Genomic DNA, 14,948 nt, shown 5'->3' on the forward strand with positions numbered 1-14,948 from the left:
AGCGAGCGTTGGTCAAGAGAGGGGGTTAACCCTTTTACAAAATTGCTGAACCCGCTCATGCCCTTGCCGGTCACGGCACCCGTCCCCCTCACATCCGCCTCGTCGGCATCCACTCTTCATAATGCGTCCACTCCGACCACGCTTGCTCTTCGGCGGGGATCCGCACACGAAAGAGGACAAGGGCGTTCAGGGCGGAAACCACCATCATCGTCACCACCGCGCCCAACATCAGGGGCAAGCAAATGAGTTCAATGATCACCACCAAATAATTCGGATGGCGAATATATTTATACGGCCCTTTCACTTGCGGCTCTTGCCCCGGAATGAGCAAGATGCGCGTATTCCAGTATCGCCCCAGCGAACGGATGCACCAGATACGCACCCCTTGTGCCAGCACAAAGAGAAGAAAGGGAATGGCCCACCATGCCGGCGGTGTCGCCCCAAACACGAGACACTCGACCCCCATTCCCACAAACAGCAGCGCGTGAACCAGCACCAACAGGGGATAATGCCGCCTTCCGAATTCAACCGCGCCCCGTTTTTTCATCCACCGGGTATGCCGCTCGGCCAACCAACACTCTCCGACACGTTGCACGATGACAAAGAGAAGAATCCCCCATTCCAATCGATTCATTCGACTGTCTCCTTTGCTTGTAATAAGACCGTTTCCAGGCTGAACCCAGGCCCCAGCGCGGCCAACAATCCCATCTCACCCGGCTGCAAAGGCTGGCGCATGGCTTGTTCCAACACAAATAACACCGTGGGCGATGACATATTCCCGTATTTTTTCAACACTTCGTAAGCGCCGGCCAACTTGGCCCGCGTCATCCCCAACGCTTCCTCATATGCCTCCAGGACTTTCTTCCCGCCCGGATGCATAAACAAGCGGTCGATTCGGGTCATGGTTAACTGATGGGAAGCGAGAAAAGGATCCAGCACCCCTTTCACCTGTTGTTTGATCAATGTGGGAATATCCCGTGAGAAGATGACTTTCATCCCATCGTCCATAAAATCCCATCCCATCACATCGAGGGAATCCGGCCAACAATGGCTGGCGGCATCGACCACTTCCCAACGCACTGTTGGCGGGCCACCTTTGCGCGCCTCCCCCGAGACCAAGACCGCCGCCGCTCCGTCCCCAAATAAAGAGGTGGCCACAAGGTTGCTTTTGCTGTGGTCTTGCCGGCGGAAGGTCAAGCTACAACACTCGACCGCCACCAACAACACCCGATCGGTTGGCCAAGCTTTGGCAACCGCTGCGGCTTGCCTCAATCCGGCGGCCCCTCCCGCGCAACCGAGCCCCCATATTGGCGTCCGCTTCACATTCTTGCGCAACCCCAACTGGTTGATCAGCCGTGCGTCCAAACTTGGCGTCGCCAGGCCTGTGGTGGAGACGACAAGGAGGTGGTCGATCTCGGTGGGGTGGCAACCCGCTTGCGCCAGACATCGCCTGACCGCCTCCGTCCCCAACCGGCAAGCGGTCTCAATATAAGCCTGATTCTTCTCTTGCACCGAATGCTCTTCTTCAAACCATGCCAATGGCTTGCTCACGTGCCTTGTGTCAATGGCCGTATTCTCAAATATCTTCAACAACCGTTCAATTCCCGGGAAGGCTTCCCCAAATAGACTCCCGGCAAACGTACGGGCTTCAGTCTGGTGGAGCACATAGGGTGGCACTGCTGTCCCCACTGCAATGATTCGCGGCATAATCCAGCCTCCGCTTTTCCTTTGTTTTCCATATCATCCCCCGATTCGGTTTCTCTATGCAAAAACTCCCCCGCTTCAGGGGAGTTCGCCGCCCTTTTCCTGTCTCTGTCCATCATGTTTCAATACCGCTTCCGCCATCTGGATGATTTTCGTTTTTAGCGCCACCGGAGCAGACACCCGCATCTGATCGGCAAAGCCCAAGACATACTCAGCCGCCTCCTGCTCGACATCAAACCACAACGTGGCGGGAATCCAGCCATCAGGCAAAGGCGGATGGAGTTGAATCCCTTTGACAAAACGGCCGGTGAAGCGAAGGCGCTCCGCAATGGCCGGGGATAGCTCCACTTCGGCCCGATATTGCGGAAGCCGCTCCACAAACGCTTGTTTCGCTTGGTGCCAATAATCGGCCAAACGGAACGAAGCGGGACGCACAAACGATTCATCCAACCGGTCAACGGATTGGATGCGGCTCATCCGGTATGTGCGCATCCCCGCCTCGCTCTGTGCAACCAGGTACCACTTGCTCCCCATCGCCACTAAACCAAGCGGCTCAATCTTGCGCTCCACCACTTGCCCATCGGCGCGTTCATACCGGATGTTTGCCCGTTGCTCGCGCCAAATCGCTTGTTGCATCTCTTTAAAGAACTTGCCGCTGTCCGTTGTTTGCCTCCACGTGCTTGTATCGACATAGATGCGCTCCCACATCTGTTCGGCCGCTTGCCGATACGCGCCCGGCATGGAAGCGATCAATTTCTGCTTCGCCAGCTGGACTTGGCCCGCCACTCCCAAGTCTTGCAACAAGTGAAGCGAAGGCGAGATGAACAAGGAAGAAATCTCATCTTTGCTCAACACGGTTATTGGAGCGAAAGGGATCCAGCAACCGCCAACCTCCCGCCTTGCCCCGGTCCGCCACAATCGGGATGCCCGCGGTGGTCAATGCGTCCATATCGCGGTGAATCGTTCGTTCGGAGACTTCCAAGGCTTGCGCCAGTTCCTTTGAAGTCATTTTTCCGCGTTGTTGCAGGAATAATAGGATGGATAACAGTCGATCCGCACGCATCATGCCCCTCCTGTGCCTAATCAATAAATGATGACAATAGATGTCATGATTCCATGATACCCTGGAATCATCTTCAAGAGAAAGGAAGTGTGTCCAGATGAAACCATTGCAAGGGAAAGTGGCGGTGGTTGCCGGGGGAACACGGGGAGCCGGAAGAGGGATCGCCATGATGCTGGGAAAAGCGGGCGCCACGGTCTATGTGACGGGACGCAGCACACGCAAACACCCATCTTCCATGAACCGCCCCGAAACGATCGAGGAAACGGCCGAATGGGTGACGGCACAAGGGGGAACCGGCATTCCCGTCAGAGTGGATCATACCGTGGAAGCGGAGGTAAAGCGCTTGTTTGCCCGGATTGAAGCGGAGCAGAACGGGCAATTGGATATCCTGGTGAATGATGTATGGGGAGGGGACCCTTTGACCGAATGGGGTAAAACATTCTGGGAACACGATTTGCAGAAAGGTTTGCAGATGCAAAAGCAGGCGGTTCACTCCCATCTGCTCACCAGTTATTATGGCGCCCCCCTGATGGTGAACCGGAAACAGGGGCTGATTGTCGAAATCACCGACGGAACCAACTACGAGTATCGCGGCAATCTTTATTACAGCTTGGCCAAGATCGGCGCCATCCACCTGGCGCAGGCCATGGCCCAAGAATTGAAAAAACACAACATCACCGCAGTGGCCGTCACCCCCGGCTTTCTCCGTTCGGAAGCGATGCTTGCGCACTTCGGCGTCACGGAGGACAATTGGCAAGAAGCGACGAAACAAGACCCCCACTTTATCGCCTCGGAGACGCCATTCTATATTGGGCAAGCCATTGCCGCACTGGCCGGTGATGCGGATGTGTTTAAAAAAACCGGGCAAGTGTTGTCTTCATGGGAATTGGCCAAAGAATACGGCTTCAAAGACGTCGATGACCGCCAACCCGATTGGTGCGCCTACTTTCAAGCGACATTCGGGGAAAAGGTGGACGTCATGGACTTAGTCCAACACTTTCACGAGCAGAGAGATGAATGATCGCCGCAGCGGCCTTCAAACCCGCTTGGGAGGCTTTCTTCACTCGTGACGAAGCATTTCCTTCACAGTAGCGTTTATCGGTAAATGGAAGGCGATTTTACCTGTACCCTGTGGGTGACAGCTTCGTTACTGGGAGCATTTGATCAAAACGGAGAAGCCGAACGAGGATGAAGCGGGCAACGAGGCGATAGCGACAACGAATGTGATTGTGCCCGCGCCGTCGTTTGGCGACGGAGCCGCAGACTCAAAATCCGCCTCCATCCACAACCTATATGTGATAAATTGACAGCACTGTTCCCAAGCGGGTTTTGACTTTTGAAATAACGCCTCAACAAAAAGCCAGCGGTCCGCTCATGGCCGCTGGTTCTCATCTCTTTTCATCAACTTCCTTACCCTGGCGATGGTTTCCTCATAAAGCGGTACATGTAGGCGCATCGTCCGGCTCACTTCATGCTCTTCACCATAGCGGCGCACCACATCCCCAACCCGCTCATCCAAAGAGACCGCCTCCCCTGTTGGCGAGGTATGCAGGTCACAGTAGGTGACCAGATCGATAAACAGGCGATCCACTTTGTTTAAAAAGCGGTCATTCTCCCGGTAACTGACCGCCAAGTCGGGCCGGGTGCGGTCCGCCAACTCCCTTGCCCCGGAGTGGTAGAGCACCGCCGCGACAACCGGTTTGGCAAAGCCTTGCGATAGCGCGAAGATGGCCCCATCCAACGGATGAAACTGATATTGGTTCAATGACGGACTGTACCCGATATCATGCAAGAAACACGCTTGAACGAGCAAAGAACGCCATGCCGGTGGCACATCCAAGTCGGGCAACAAGGATTCCATCCGCCTTACCGTTCCCAAAATATGCTGGTACCGCGGCTCATGCGGCGCCAAGTATTGCGCCAACCGCTCTCTGTCCATGACAGCGGCCTTCCCTTTCACCGCACAGGCGCCCAGCAGGTTCAACGACACGTTTCCATCCTCGGAAATGTCAATCCCCTCCCTCTCCCCAATTTTGCCTGCCGTCCCTTTCCCCGTTTCATATTTCCCGATGCGAATGCCCAGTTCCCGCAATCTGCGCCGCGTTTCCACTAAATTTTCCTCCGTTCTTCCATATTCCAACACTGGATTCCGAAAATATGATACCATATCAAACATCTGAAAATGATTCATGGGTCGAGGGTGAAAAGAAAACCAGGATAATGAAAAACCAAGAGGATGGAGGCGATTTTCATGAAAAGGGATGATGTGAAAAGAAGCAAGTTTCTCAGTAAAGTTTTGCGTCACAAGCCCGAGACCATCGGCATTCGTTTGGATAAGAACGGGTGGGTGGGCGTAGAGGAACTTTTGAACGCTTGTCGGAAACATGGTGTTTTGCTGGATCGCGAAACCTTGGAACGCATCGTTGAAACAAACGATAAGCGGCGCTTCTCCTTCAGCGAAGACGGCCAAAACATTCGTGCCAATCAGGGGCATTCCGTACCCATCGACTTGAACCTGGAACCAATGGAGCCGCCGGAGAGGCTGTACCACGGCACAGCCGGCCGCTATCTTCCATCCATCCGCGAAAAGGGATTGGTAAAAGGGAAACGACATCATGTGCATCTGTCCGCGGATCCCGTTACCGCCCGCCAGGTGGGGAAAAGGCATGGCAAGCCAGCCATCTTGCAGATTATGGCCAGAGAAATGCATCAGGATGGATATGCCTTTTTCCGGTCAGCCAACGGGGTTTGGTTGACGGAGCATGTTCCGGTCCGCTATCTGAAAGAAAAGTGAGACTCCACATGACTTCGGCTTTGCCGTGCCCAACCCATCCCCCGTTCACCAGTTTTCGCTTGGGAAGTTGTTGTTTAAATACTCTTGAATCCGTCGCCTTGTGGCTGGTGACAGATCTTATGGCAAGTCATGAAAAGAGAAAAAAGCTAATTTGTCTATTTCTATGCTTCGTTTGGGTTTGACTTTGGTAAAAACCGAGACCTCGAACAAACCAACGTGATCATTTTTTCCCTCCTTCTTGCTGAAGAAAAGATGCAAAAGTTTGGCTTGTTCCGCAACAATTCCACATTCTTCTTTTAACTCGCGCAGGATCGCTTGGCGAAAAGTCTCTCCCTTTTTAACCGCACCGCCCGGCAAATACCAACCGTATTCATAATGGTGTCTTACCAGCAGAATGTGATGATTGTTCACGACGATGGCCCGCGATCCCAAAGTCACCGGCTTCGCCAACTTACAGTAAAGTCGATACGCCTTGGTTAATACTCTTAACCACTTCTTCACCGGAATCCACTCTCCATAAACGATTTCCTTTCATTGGACTCTATGTCAACCTTAACGCAACCGCGGGACACCGAGCTGCCCTTCCGGTTATGGCTACATTGCCCTGGCGTGTTCTTTCTGGCATCGTTTCTATGTTTGGTATATAGGTAACATAGAGGTGATGCCGTACTTGTTGGCACCGATCGGACCGGACTTGGCGTCTGCAGCCCCTAATACGCGGCGCCTCTGCCATGGGCCCATTACATCCAGACGGTATGGCCACAACCGGCACCGTGAATCTCCATCCGAATCGGCATGAGGGGTTGGCCAAGTGACCCCGTTTCCCCACTCCTTGCGGTCATACCCTTTCCTTTTAACCTGTCTTCAAAAGTCATTCTTCTCAACTCCCTTCAATTCTGTTTACCTGGTGGCGCGTCAGGACAATCCCATTCCGTTTTATTTTTTACTGCTGGAGTGATTCCTCCTTTGTTAGGGGCGGAGTAAATAAGATAGCGGCACCCTGTTTTTGGGTCAATGTAGTCGAATACATTGTCTTGGTCATGGTTATTCATATCACACCCGGTTAACAACATTGCGCCACCAACTAGCAATCCAGCAATGATCTTTTTCACTACTTACCAGCTCCCCTTTGTTGTTTTGGCTAGCCTTCGTTACCGAAGCCCCTTTCGGGTCATCGATAGGCACCACCCTACCTCGACAGGGGTAGGACTCCCCTGTTTCGCCTTCAATATTTCTATTTTTTAAACAATAATATGTTTATTTAATCCAGAATATTAAGGAATATATTTAAATAAAAATATCAAGATTAGACTGGGCGATATTGGGAAAGTTCTTTTGTGCGAGTAAAGCTACCTGAAGAAAAAATGTTTATTCTTACATAGAGAGCGAGACTTTTGGCCTGGCTATCGTCGCTCAGAAGGCGAAATGTTAGCTCTGAGAGCCAAATCTGTTTCAGGTTAAATCTATCCTTAAATATTTGGCGGCCTTCTAGCTCCCATAGAATCGTCCGTTTTTTATCCCCACCGGATTTTTGACTCAAAAGAAAAAGAAGCATTTTTTAGCTTCTTCCTCAGATCAACTTTGATGTTTTGATAAATCGCTTTAACTCATTATAGAAGTTCTCACGGGTCCCACACATAATCACAACCACCACGTTGCCTTCCTCATCCTCGTAAATCCGATAAGCAAGTTCATAATTCGTCCCTTTATATCTGATGTCATAACCATAGACACCGGCAAGATCACCTGTTTTAGCTTCCCCAACATAAGGATTAGCGGATATGGCTTGTATGGCTTCAAGGTATAAACGCTTCAGTGGCTTTTCCTTCAACTTCTTTAAATAACGCTCTGCCGGCGGCAGATACTCAATAATATATTTCCCCACACTAATCCTCCAAGTCTGCAAAGAGTTCCGCTGTCTTATCTTGGCGATCGGTCTTCTTCAATGCTGTCTGTGCCACTGCATCAGCTTCGGCAATCATCTCTTCAACAGCCGGACGGATTTGTGATTGAACACGGGCAAACTCTTCAATTAGCTGTTGCCCTTCATATCCTTGGGAAACCAAGTCCTTTAAAATTTCGGTTGCAAAGCCATGATCAGGACGACCAGCCGGACGAATCACCAGCTCCCCATTCTTTACAAACACATCGACTTCATCTTGGATATTAAGCTGATTAAAAAACTTAATCGGAATCGTGATCTGTCTTTTATCAGATACCTTGATCCGCTTTACTTCTGTCATAGGCATAACCTCCTGGACTGCCATTCCAGTAGACATTATACGCCCCTCCCTTTAATATTATTCTTTGTTTTCTTGGTTTCTTTGATTTCTTTGTTTTTATTATACCACAATTCGTCACTGTTGATCATATGCAATAAAAAAAGCGGCTTATTGCCGCTTAATCAGACCCCACTTCTTATACTAGTGATCCGAACAAGACTTACGCTCCCATCCTGCACGAGAACAGTTTTTTTGTACGGTGACCCCGTTTACAACAACGGCGAATATTAACCTTTGTAACCACCAAAAAAACGCCCCGCTAAAGGACGCTTTGGCAAAGGGTACCCCTGATCGGCGATGGATTATCTGCAAGTAATTCCCTCCCTCTTTCAGCTATGCCGTCAGACCCAACCAAACGAAAATAGCACCCAAACCCCGTTCGGTTTGGATGCCATCTTCGTTAAAACGACAAAAGAAAGCTGTAATAGGCCACCACAAAGAGAAACAAAAGAAAAATCAGGCTGTAAAACTGGGCAAAGATGCGCAATGCCACCGACCGCACCCGGGTTTTGGCCAGGGAAAGCCATTTGCGGGCCAGCCACACAAACGGCGGCACCAGGAAACAAAGGGTAAACAGGTGCACCCATCCCACATACAGGGTGCGCTGCCATGCACTCGCCGCCGTCAACGAAAAGCCCAACCACGCGAGCATGCCCCATCTGCCAGCCAGAAATATAGCGATCAACATCACATAATAGACCATCCACTTCCGTTCCAAGAACCAACCCTCCATCAACCAACCTCATCCCTGTCAGTATAACAGATGGAGTGTCTCCTTATTTTACTTTCCAAAAAATTTTACCGCAAACCAAATCGCCAAACGCAATAATCCAATGATGATGGCAGCCATTACACTCGTCAAAATGTTTTGCCCCATGTCAAAGTGAAACACCGCAAATCCGAGAACGGCCCAAGCGACGGAAATGGTGATGGAGGCAGACAGGAAAATCAACCCGCACAACACGGCGAAAGAAATCACCATAAAGGAAGTGGATTGGATGGCACTCCCCACCACATACGCAATAAAGGCGATCTCGATAAATAGGATGATCGATCTCAGCAAATTGAAAATCGCCTTGAACATCTTGAACATCTTTCGCTTCCACCCCTCTATCTCTTGGTAGAAAACCGATCCCGCGCGAACCGGGATCGGTTGCTCCTTCTTTTAATTGGCTGACTCCGACCGCTTGTCGAAAAAGAGGGACTGGTCCATATATTCTGCGATTTCACGATCCACTTCTTCAATCGGGCGGACCTCCGGCGAACTTTTCATGATCTCCAAGCCCCATTCCAAGCCCCACAACAATGCCTCGTCTTTCTCCTTGTTGCGGTGATCCGCTTCTTTGCCGTCAGGGTGATACACCACCGGCGGATCGTTTTGCACAACGCATGTCGTCACATCACTGCGCTGGCGCCGTTTCGACCGGATATAGACGGCGGCGTGGCGTTCGGGCAACTTCTCCAAAAAGCTGGATTTGATGTGTTTGCGCGTAATGCTTTCCACTTCGTCGGACCCTTCGGTTTGCCCACAGCTCAACACCATGCCGATGTTGGAACGGATCGCTTGCATCAATGTTTCATTTTTGAAGTGGTCAATTTCGCGCGTGATCAACCCCAACCCAAAGGGGTATTTGCGGTCTTCCTGCAAAATTTCCGTCAACAGCGGGATTTGCACCAGATGGGCTTCATCAACCATCATCAAATGGAACTTGGAACCGGTCGCCCGTTTGCGCGCCACTTGGTAGTACTGGTTGATCAACTGCCCCACCGTGACAGTGATGTCATAATCCTTCAGTCCATAGGTGTCAATCATGACAAGATGCCCTTCATCCATGTATTTGGCGATATCCAGATTCATCTTTTTTTGGCAGAATAAGCGGCGCATCGTCGGGCTTTGCAGCAAGTGGTCAATCCGGTTCAAAACCTGGTCCGCTTCCCGCTTCATCTCCGCCTCGTCCACATTGGCCCAAAACCGCTTGACGTACGGATCTTTCACATTTTGAATCACCTTGTTGCGGAATGGCTTGTTGCGGAAGATATCGTCAATGCCCAGAATGGTGTGCGTTTCGGTGTCTTCCAGCAAACTCTGGATCGCCATGGCCATGAGGCGCTTGGAACGGGACAGCGGCTCATCCGTTTCCTCATCCGTCACCAAAACCATCGTCATCTGTTCCGCCAACTGGTTGGTCGAAATCCCCTCCACTTTGTGCAACAGGTTTAATGCCGGAACATGGGTCGCGTCATGGGTGAGGTTAAAGTGATGGATCTTCTCTTTCGGTATGTTGATCCCCACCCGTTCGGCGATCCGCAGGCGGTTTTCGATGATGGGGATGATCTCCCGCGCCGGGTCGATGATGGTAAAGCCAGGCGCTTCATCGTGATTCTCAAACCATTCATCCAGAATGGACTGAATCATTTCCACAGCCAAGCTGGATTTTCCCATCCCGCTCGCTCCGGTCAAGATGAAGTGTTTGCTCAACTGTTCATAATGAACGCGCACTTCCCGTTTTTCAAGAGGATGATGGATTTTGCCGATCAACACGCCTTCGTTCCATTCATCCGGCTTCAGGGAGCGTTGGTTGTTCTCGAGATGGACGATAAATCCGCGGGTGTCGGGACCGTCCTCCTTCGCTTCCTGATAAATGTAATGGTTGGCCGGCGGGATATGGAAGAGGTTGGCGATCTCGTCACCGGTCCATGTCATGATGGTCCATGGATAAGGAATGGGAACCAAATTATGGTCCATCAGCGGATTCCACCAGTCGTGGCGGATGAATTGGACCGCCCCGTCATACTTCATCGCCGTTTCGATCGATTCGGCGGTGGAACGCACGACCGAGACGGCGTTGTCCGAGTTGGACCAGATGGACAATCGCACATGGAAACTCAACTCGCGCCCCGTGAACCGCTGCACCAAGCTGACGCGGCGCGAACGTTCTTCCGGGTCCATGTCTTTCGTTTTTTTGCGCTTCAGGTCATCCACCGCGTCTTCCGTCCGTTCCTCCACCTCTTTCCAACTCACGGGGGAGAACTGGAGGTCCAGATACGTCCCTGGGCGCAAACAGTTTAAAATGCTGCCCAAATGGCTCTGTTTCTTTTGCCTCAGGGAAGCGAGGGGCAACCCTTGATTCTGTCCGATCTTAAAGACAAAATGCCCGCCGGACCCACCTTTGTCCGGGCCGGGAAACTGGTCAGCGGAAATGTCATGCAGCTCCGCCGAAGGATAGACGCTGCGCAACGTATCCTTGACGCTGTTTTCCTTGTCCCCCGGATAAGCGAGATAAATGCCGATTTCCTTGCTCCCTTCCGGCAAGGCAAAACGGAGGCGAAACCATGGCCGCCCATATCTTAAGCGCATCCGCACCGGACGGACCATGCCGCCAAACGTCCTGGTCAGCTCGTCGACCTTATCCAGGTCCAACGTAATATCGTTGCAGGGCAAGATCCGCAGGTATCGGATTTGCTCCTCCGCCCGTTTCCGGTAATGGGACTTGGTCATCAAGCGCGTTGCGACGATTCCGGCGATGATGATCACGGCAAAGATAATGACGACCGGAATCCAGGAAGACAATTGGTTTCCGAGCCATTGAAATGTGTTGCTTACCACTTCCGTCGCTTTATCCGCTTTGCTCTCTTCGTCGAAAAAGTCCGCCAATAATTTCCAGATATAAAGAACGCCGATCAAGCCTCCCAATCCGAGAACTCCAAAGAAAAAGTATCTCGCGGCAAGGCGCAGTTGATCGTCGCCGCCTTTCGGAACTTTATTCCAATCACCAAACAACTTGCTCCCACCTTTCTCACTGAAATGACAACGCCCTTTTCATTTTTCGACCATCTCATCCCTTACACATTCGCTCTGTACGTAACACACCCTTTTGTTTTGCCAATTTGGCCCATTCAGTTCTTTACCACCAAGCTGGGGTCGATCAATTGCCCCTCTTTGCGGACTTCGAAATGCAAGTGGGGACCGGTGCTCCATCCATTGGATCCCACCAGGGCGATCACTTGGCCTTTTGACACTTTTTGGCCGACGCGGACTTTGACGTCTTGCGGATACATATGGCCGTACAAGGTGCGAAATCCATTTCCATGGTCGATGACCAACATCCAGCCGTAGCCGCTGGCTTCGCGTGACTCCACCACAACCCCGCCGTCACTCGCCAAGATCGGGCTCCCCGCTTGATTGGCGATATCCAAGCCTTCATGGTAGGTATACACTTTTTTCACGGGATGAAAGCGCATGCCGAAAGGGGAGGTTACGCGCCCGCCCGGCACCGGCCACAGGAATTGTCCCGTTGAAAAGCCCGTTCCCCCTGCCGTTAACACGGGATGGGCAAACGTGTCGGCATAGCGTTTCACCTTAAGCACATAATTCTCGTAATCGTGGTTATATCGCCAAACCGGCCCCCCCCGGCCAAACCAGTCTTCTCCAGGCCGATGGTTGGCCGCGAGATAGTTGGCTGTCGCATGAATGGCATCGACGGGATCACTGGGATCGGCCTTCCCGTCCCCATTGCCATCCACTCCGTAACCGCCGTATTTGGCGATGAGGGCCGGATTGGTGATGTCTACCGAATCGGGCAAGTCCCCGAGCGCCGTTCCGCCCGGATAAGACCAACCCACCCACGTTTTATCCATGAACTGGGTATGGCCCCTCGCCCCCACCGAACTTACGCTCAAGTCATTTCCGAAATTGGTCTCCACCTTATGGATCGCCGCCAAAATGTGCCACGGCACCCCATACTTCTTGGCGGCGGCCTGGTAGATGGGCAAGTATTTTTGCGCGGCCTGCGGAAACCCTTGCGACACTTCCCACTGCTCGATCTCACTCCCCGTTTGCCCTTCCGAGAAGAGATTAAGGAAGACCATGCCAACAAGCGAAGTGAGAAAAAGGAAGAAGATGCCTCCACAGGCCAAGATCGTGAGCAAAATCCATTTCGCCTCAATCCCGGCTCCTTCTTTTCTTCCCTGAATGATGGTTGGCTTCCTGATTTTGATCGTCGCGGGTTTACTCGAAGTTGCCACGCACTTGAACCTCCTCCACTACCCACTGTTTCTCGTCGGTGCCCAGGAGAAGTTGATACATCCGTTCCATCGGCAAAGACCGGTTCTCCCCTTTTTCCAGCACGACCACTTCCGCCAAACAGGAGACGCGCGATTCCAGCGCTTCGCAATCCATCCGCCCCAGCTTGGAGAAAGAGGTTGACAGCGTGCCTTCAGCGGGACGGGCCAGCGCCGCCTCTTCTTGCAACACGTCATAGTAAGCCGGAGCGGTTAGGCTCTCCAGTGAAGCCAGCCATACGTCCCGTTTCTTAAAGTCCACGGTCGTATATGCCCGAATGAATTGTTCGGCAACCCCCTTCGCTTGCGCCACTTCTTCAGGAGAAATGGAGGGGGGAGCCGGCTCGGGTTGAACCACCGGCGCCGTTGCCGGTTTCTTGTGGGCATCCGTTTCCGTTCCTCCCACCCACCCCAACCAGATGAGCAGATATTTGACTGAAAAGCCGACAATGAGAAATACGCCAAGCACCAACGCGAACAACTTGCGACGACCACTGGGTAAATCTGTGTTGAACAATGGTTGCGCCCTCCTCTTGCACTATTTGCGCAACTTGATTTTCCCCGCCCGGGCGGCCAGGTTTTCCGTGTATTTTGTGACGTAATTGATCGGCATCTCAATGTTGAGCTCGCCCTTGAAGTTCTCCATTTTGCCCATCGGCGCCTTCATGATGCTAAACAGCTCGTTCCGCTTCCATACGACCCCGACCACCAAGATCAACTGCATGGCAATGGTCCAGATATACCCCACCTTGTCAGGTGGACTCATCGCATAAAGGAATTGGGAGATGGTGAGCAACATGCTGAAAAAGACGCCGACGATCAATTTGATCAATTGATACCCGATAAAGCGTTTAAACCAGTTCGTCGCGATGGAAGACCAGTTGGGATTCAGCGCCATCAAGAAGGCAAACGGGGCAAACAAGGCGATCAGTACAAACATGAACTGGTAGACGATCATCGCCCCGGCAATGATGAAGAAGAGCAGGCCCAATATGAAATGGGAAATGCAGAGCAGCACCAAGAGTGTCAATCGTTCAAACACGCCCATGGTCGTTACCATGGGGTTGGCTTCAATCCCACGCTCGCTGCTCCCCTTCTTCTCTTCAATCACCGCTTGGGTTCTGGCACCGCTACCCACTTTATGATTCAAAATCTTGTTTAGCCGTTCCGGCGTAATGTCTTTATCGATCGACGTTTTTCCATATTGCAGCATGATGTAAGGCTCATAGACCATCATGTTGTATAACTTGTCGGCGATAATCAGCGAGGAAACTTCAGCGGGATACGTTACCTCATCTTTGTTCAGCTCGCTTTGGAAATCAATTCCCACGCCCATCACTTCTTGGCTGAGCCCGCTGCTGATATCATTGAAGTAGCGCATGACGCCACCCGCATTGGCGAAGAAGGCCATCCCCAAAATGAGTATCACCACGCTGGTGATCATGGCTGACAAGGCCTCTTGCGTTTTCTTCTTGATAATCCCTTGATAGGCGATCACAGCCCCCGCGATGATAATCATCATCAGCAGGAAGTTCCCCATCAAACCGGTTTCGCCATACCCGTCGCCATCGAAACCGGCCAGTCGTTGCACGGCTTTTTCAACCGCATCCGCAAACTCATCGACGATATCCAGAGAAAAGGCGTTCTCCACGATTAAAATCACGGTGAAGTTCCAGGAAAGCAACGCTTGCCACACCAGGTTATTCACTCGATGCATCATCATGTAACCCGAATCAGCGATCAAGTCGTTCACTTCCCAAAATTGCCTCTCTTCCAGCGTCATCTCCAATGAATAGCGGCTCGGCTTATACTTGGCAAATTTCACATCGTAGCCTTTTGCTTTGGCGCGTTCGATTTTCTCTTCCGGGAAAATCGTGAGCAGGTCACTGATCAGGTTAAAGCCGTCCGACTCTTGCTTCTGCTCTTCCGCATAGACCACGCCACTGATTCCCGCGCCGCCTCCCATCACCAAGAGAGCGAGAAGGAAGACAGCGATCCATTTTCTCCCCTTCATTGCGTCTGGTCTCCTTCATTTCATGCTATC

19 protein-coding genes are annotated in these 14,948 nt (G+C 51.9%); 3 read left to right on the forward strand and 16 right to left on the reverse strand.

Annotated elements, in window-relative coordinates:
• Window positions 1-88: 88 nt before the first annotated feature.
• The 4 genes from ACFQNG_RS19155 to ACFQNG_RS19170 form a co-directional block, all read right to left on the reverse strand.
• Window positions 89-634, reverse strand: coding sequence for an isoprenylcysteine carboxyl methyltransferase family protein (locus ACFQNG_RS19155; protein WP_379867517.1), 546 nt, complete (start codon window positions 632-634; stop codon window positions 89-91).
• Window positions 631-1,707 (reverse strand): type III polyketide synthase, encoded by a 1,077-nt coding sequence (locus ACFQNG_RS19160; protein ID WP_379867518.1) that lies wholly within the window; start codon window positions 1,705-1,707, stop codon window positions 631-633. The genes ACFQNG_RS19155 and ACFQNG_RS19160 overlap by 4 nt, the downstream gene beginning before the upstream one ends.
• Window positions 1,708-1,782: 75 nt before the next feature.
• Window positions 1,783-2,532: a helix-turn-helix transcriptional regulator gene (locus ACFQNG_RS19165; RefSeq protein WP_379867519.1), complete on the reverse strand. Its 750-nt coding sequence runs from the start codon at window positions 2,530-2,532 to the stop codon at window positions 1,783-1,785.
• Window positions 2,533-2,542: 10 nt separating this feature from the next.
• On the reverse strand, window positions 2,543-2,767 hold the full coding sequence (locus ACFQNG_RS19170) for a helix-turn-helix transcriptional regulator (RefSeq protein ID WP_379867520.1): 225 nt from the start codon (window positions 2,765-2,767) through the stop codon (window positions 2,543-2,545).
• Window positions 2,768-2,864: 97 nt separating this feature from the next.
• Here ACFQNG_RS19170 and ACFQNG_RS19175 point away from each other — a divergent pair, with 97 nt between their 5' ends.
• Window positions 2,865-3,788: an SDR family oxidoreductase gene (locus tag ACFQNG_RS19175; RefSeq protein WP_379867521.1), complete on the forward strand. Its 924-nt coding sequence runs from the start codon at window positions 2,865-2,867 to the stop codon at window positions 3,786-3,788.
• Window positions 3,789-3,927: 139 nt separating this feature from the next.
• Window positions 3,928-4,074, forward strand: a complete 147-nt coding sequence (locus ACFQNG_RS19180; RefSeq protein WP_379867522.1) for a hypothetical protein — start codon at window positions 3,928-3,930, stop codon at window positions 4,072-4,074.
• 65 nt (window positions 4,075-4,139) lie between these two features.
• On the opposite strand, the gene ACFQNG_RS19185 is transcribed toward ACFQNG_RS19180, so the two are convergent.
• Window positions 4,140-4,877, reverse strand: a complete 738-nt coding sequence (locus ACFQNG_RS19185) for an HD domain-containing protein (RefSeq protein ID WP_379867523.1) — start codon at window positions 4,875-4,877, stop codon at window positions 4,140-4,142.
• A gap of 141 nt (window positions 4,878-5,018) precedes the next feature.
• Between ACFQNG_RS19185 and ACFQNG_RS19190 the strand changes: the two genes are divergently transcribed.
• Window positions 5,019-5,561: an RNA 2'-phosphotransferase gene (locus ACFQNG_RS19190; RefSeq protein ID WP_379867524.1), complete on the forward strand. Its 543-nt coding sequence runs from the start codon at window positions 5,019-5,021 to the stop codon at window positions 5,559-5,561.
• A gap of 117 nt (window positions 5,562-5,678) precedes the next feature.
• Here the strand turns inward: ACFQNG_RS19190 and ACFQNG_RS19195 are convergent, their stop codons facing one another.
• The 11 genes from ACFQNG_RS19195 to ACFQNG_RS19245 all read right to left on the reverse strand — a co-directional run bounded on the left by ACFQNG_RS19195 (window position 5,679) and on the right by ACFQNG_RS19245 (window position 14,918).
• The gene (locus ACFQNG_RS19195; protein WP_379867525.1) at window positions 5,679-6,062 is read right to left on the reverse strand and encodes an NUDIX domain-containing protein; all 384 of its coding nucleotides are present in this window, start codon (window positions 6,060-6,062) and stop codon (window positions 5,679-5,681) included.
• A gap of 239 nt (window positions 6,063-6,301) precedes the next feature.
• Entirely contained in the window at window positions 6,302-6,436 is a 135-nt protein-coding gene (locus ACFQNG_RS19200) for a hypothetical protein (RefSeq protein ID WP_379867526.1), read from the reverse strand.
• Between the two features lie 15 nt (window positions 6,437-6,451).
• Window positions 6,452-6,673: a hypothetical protein gene (locus ACFQNG_RS19205; protein ID WP_379867527.1), complete on the reverse strand. Its 222-nt coding sequence runs from the start codon at window positions 6,671-6,673 to the stop codon at window positions 6,452-6,454.
• 458 nt (window positions 6,674-7,131) lie between these two features.
• Window positions 7,132-7,446 carry a type II toxin-antitoxin system RelE/ParE family toxin gene (locus ACFQNG_RS19210; RefSeq protein WP_379867528.1) on the reverse strand — a complete coding sequence of 105 codons (315 nt, stop codon included), beginning with the start codon at window positions 7,444-7,446 and terminating at the stop codon, window positions 7,132-7,134.
• Between the two features lies 1 nt (window position 7,447).
• The gene (locus ACFQNG_RS19215; RefSeq protein ID WP_379867529.1) at window positions 7,448-7,804 is read right to left on the reverse strand and encodes an AbrB/MazE/SpoVT family DNA-binding domain-containing protein; all 357 of its coding nucleotides are present in this window, start codon (window positions 7,802-7,804) and stop codon (window positions 7,448-7,450) included.
• 439 nt (window positions 7,805-8,243) lie between these two features.
• Window positions 8,244-8,576, reverse strand: a complete 333-nt coding sequence (locus tag ACFQNG_RS19220; protein WP_379867530.1) for a hypothetical protein — start codon at window positions 8,574-8,576, stop codon at window positions 8,244-8,246.
• 48 nt (window positions 8,577-8,624) lie between these two features.
• The gene (locus ACFQNG_RS19225; protein ID WP_379867531.1) at window positions 8,625-8,936 is read right to left on the reverse strand and encodes a hypothetical protein; all 312 of its coding nucleotides are present in this window, start codon (window positions 8,934-8,936) and stop codon (window positions 8,625-8,627) included.
• A 72-nt stretch (window positions 8,937-9,008) separates the two neighbouring features.
• On the reverse strand, window positions 9,009-11,624 hold the full coding sequence (locus tag ACFQNG_RS19230) for a type IV secretory system conjugative DNA transfer family protein (protein ID WP_379867532.1): 2,616 nt from the start codon (window positions 11,622-11,624) through the stop codon (window positions 9,009-9,011).
• Window positions 11,625-11,740: 116 nt separating this feature from the next.
• Window positions 11,741-12,868, reverse strand: coding sequence for a peptidoglycan DD-metalloendopeptidase family protein (locus tag ACFQNG_RS19235; protein ID WP_379867533.1), 1,128 nt, complete (start codon window positions 12,866-12,868; stop codon window positions 11,741-11,743).
• A complete protein-coding gene (locus tag ACFQNG_RS19240) occupies window positions 12,852-13,421 on the reverse strand; it encodes a hypothetical protein (protein WP_379867534.1) in 570 nt (189 codons plus the stop codon). The genes ACFQNG_RS19235 and ACFQNG_RS19240 overlap by 17 nt, the downstream gene beginning before the upstream one ends.
• Before the next feature lie 21 nt (window positions 13,422-13,442).
• The gene (locus tag ACFQNG_RS19245) at window positions 13,443-14,918 is read right to left on the reverse strand and encodes a CD3337/EF1877 family mobilome membrane protein (RefSeq protein WP_379867535.1); all 1,476 of its coding nucleotides are present in this window, start codon (window positions 14,916-14,918) and stop codon (window positions 13,443-13,445) included.
• Window positions 14,919-14,948 lie beyond the last annotated feature (30 nt).

The sequence above is a fragment of the Laceyella putida genome (genome assembly GCF_042665195.1).
GTDB lineage: Bacteria > Bacillota > Bacilli > Thermoactinomycetales > Thermoactinomycetaceae > Laceyella > Laceyella putida.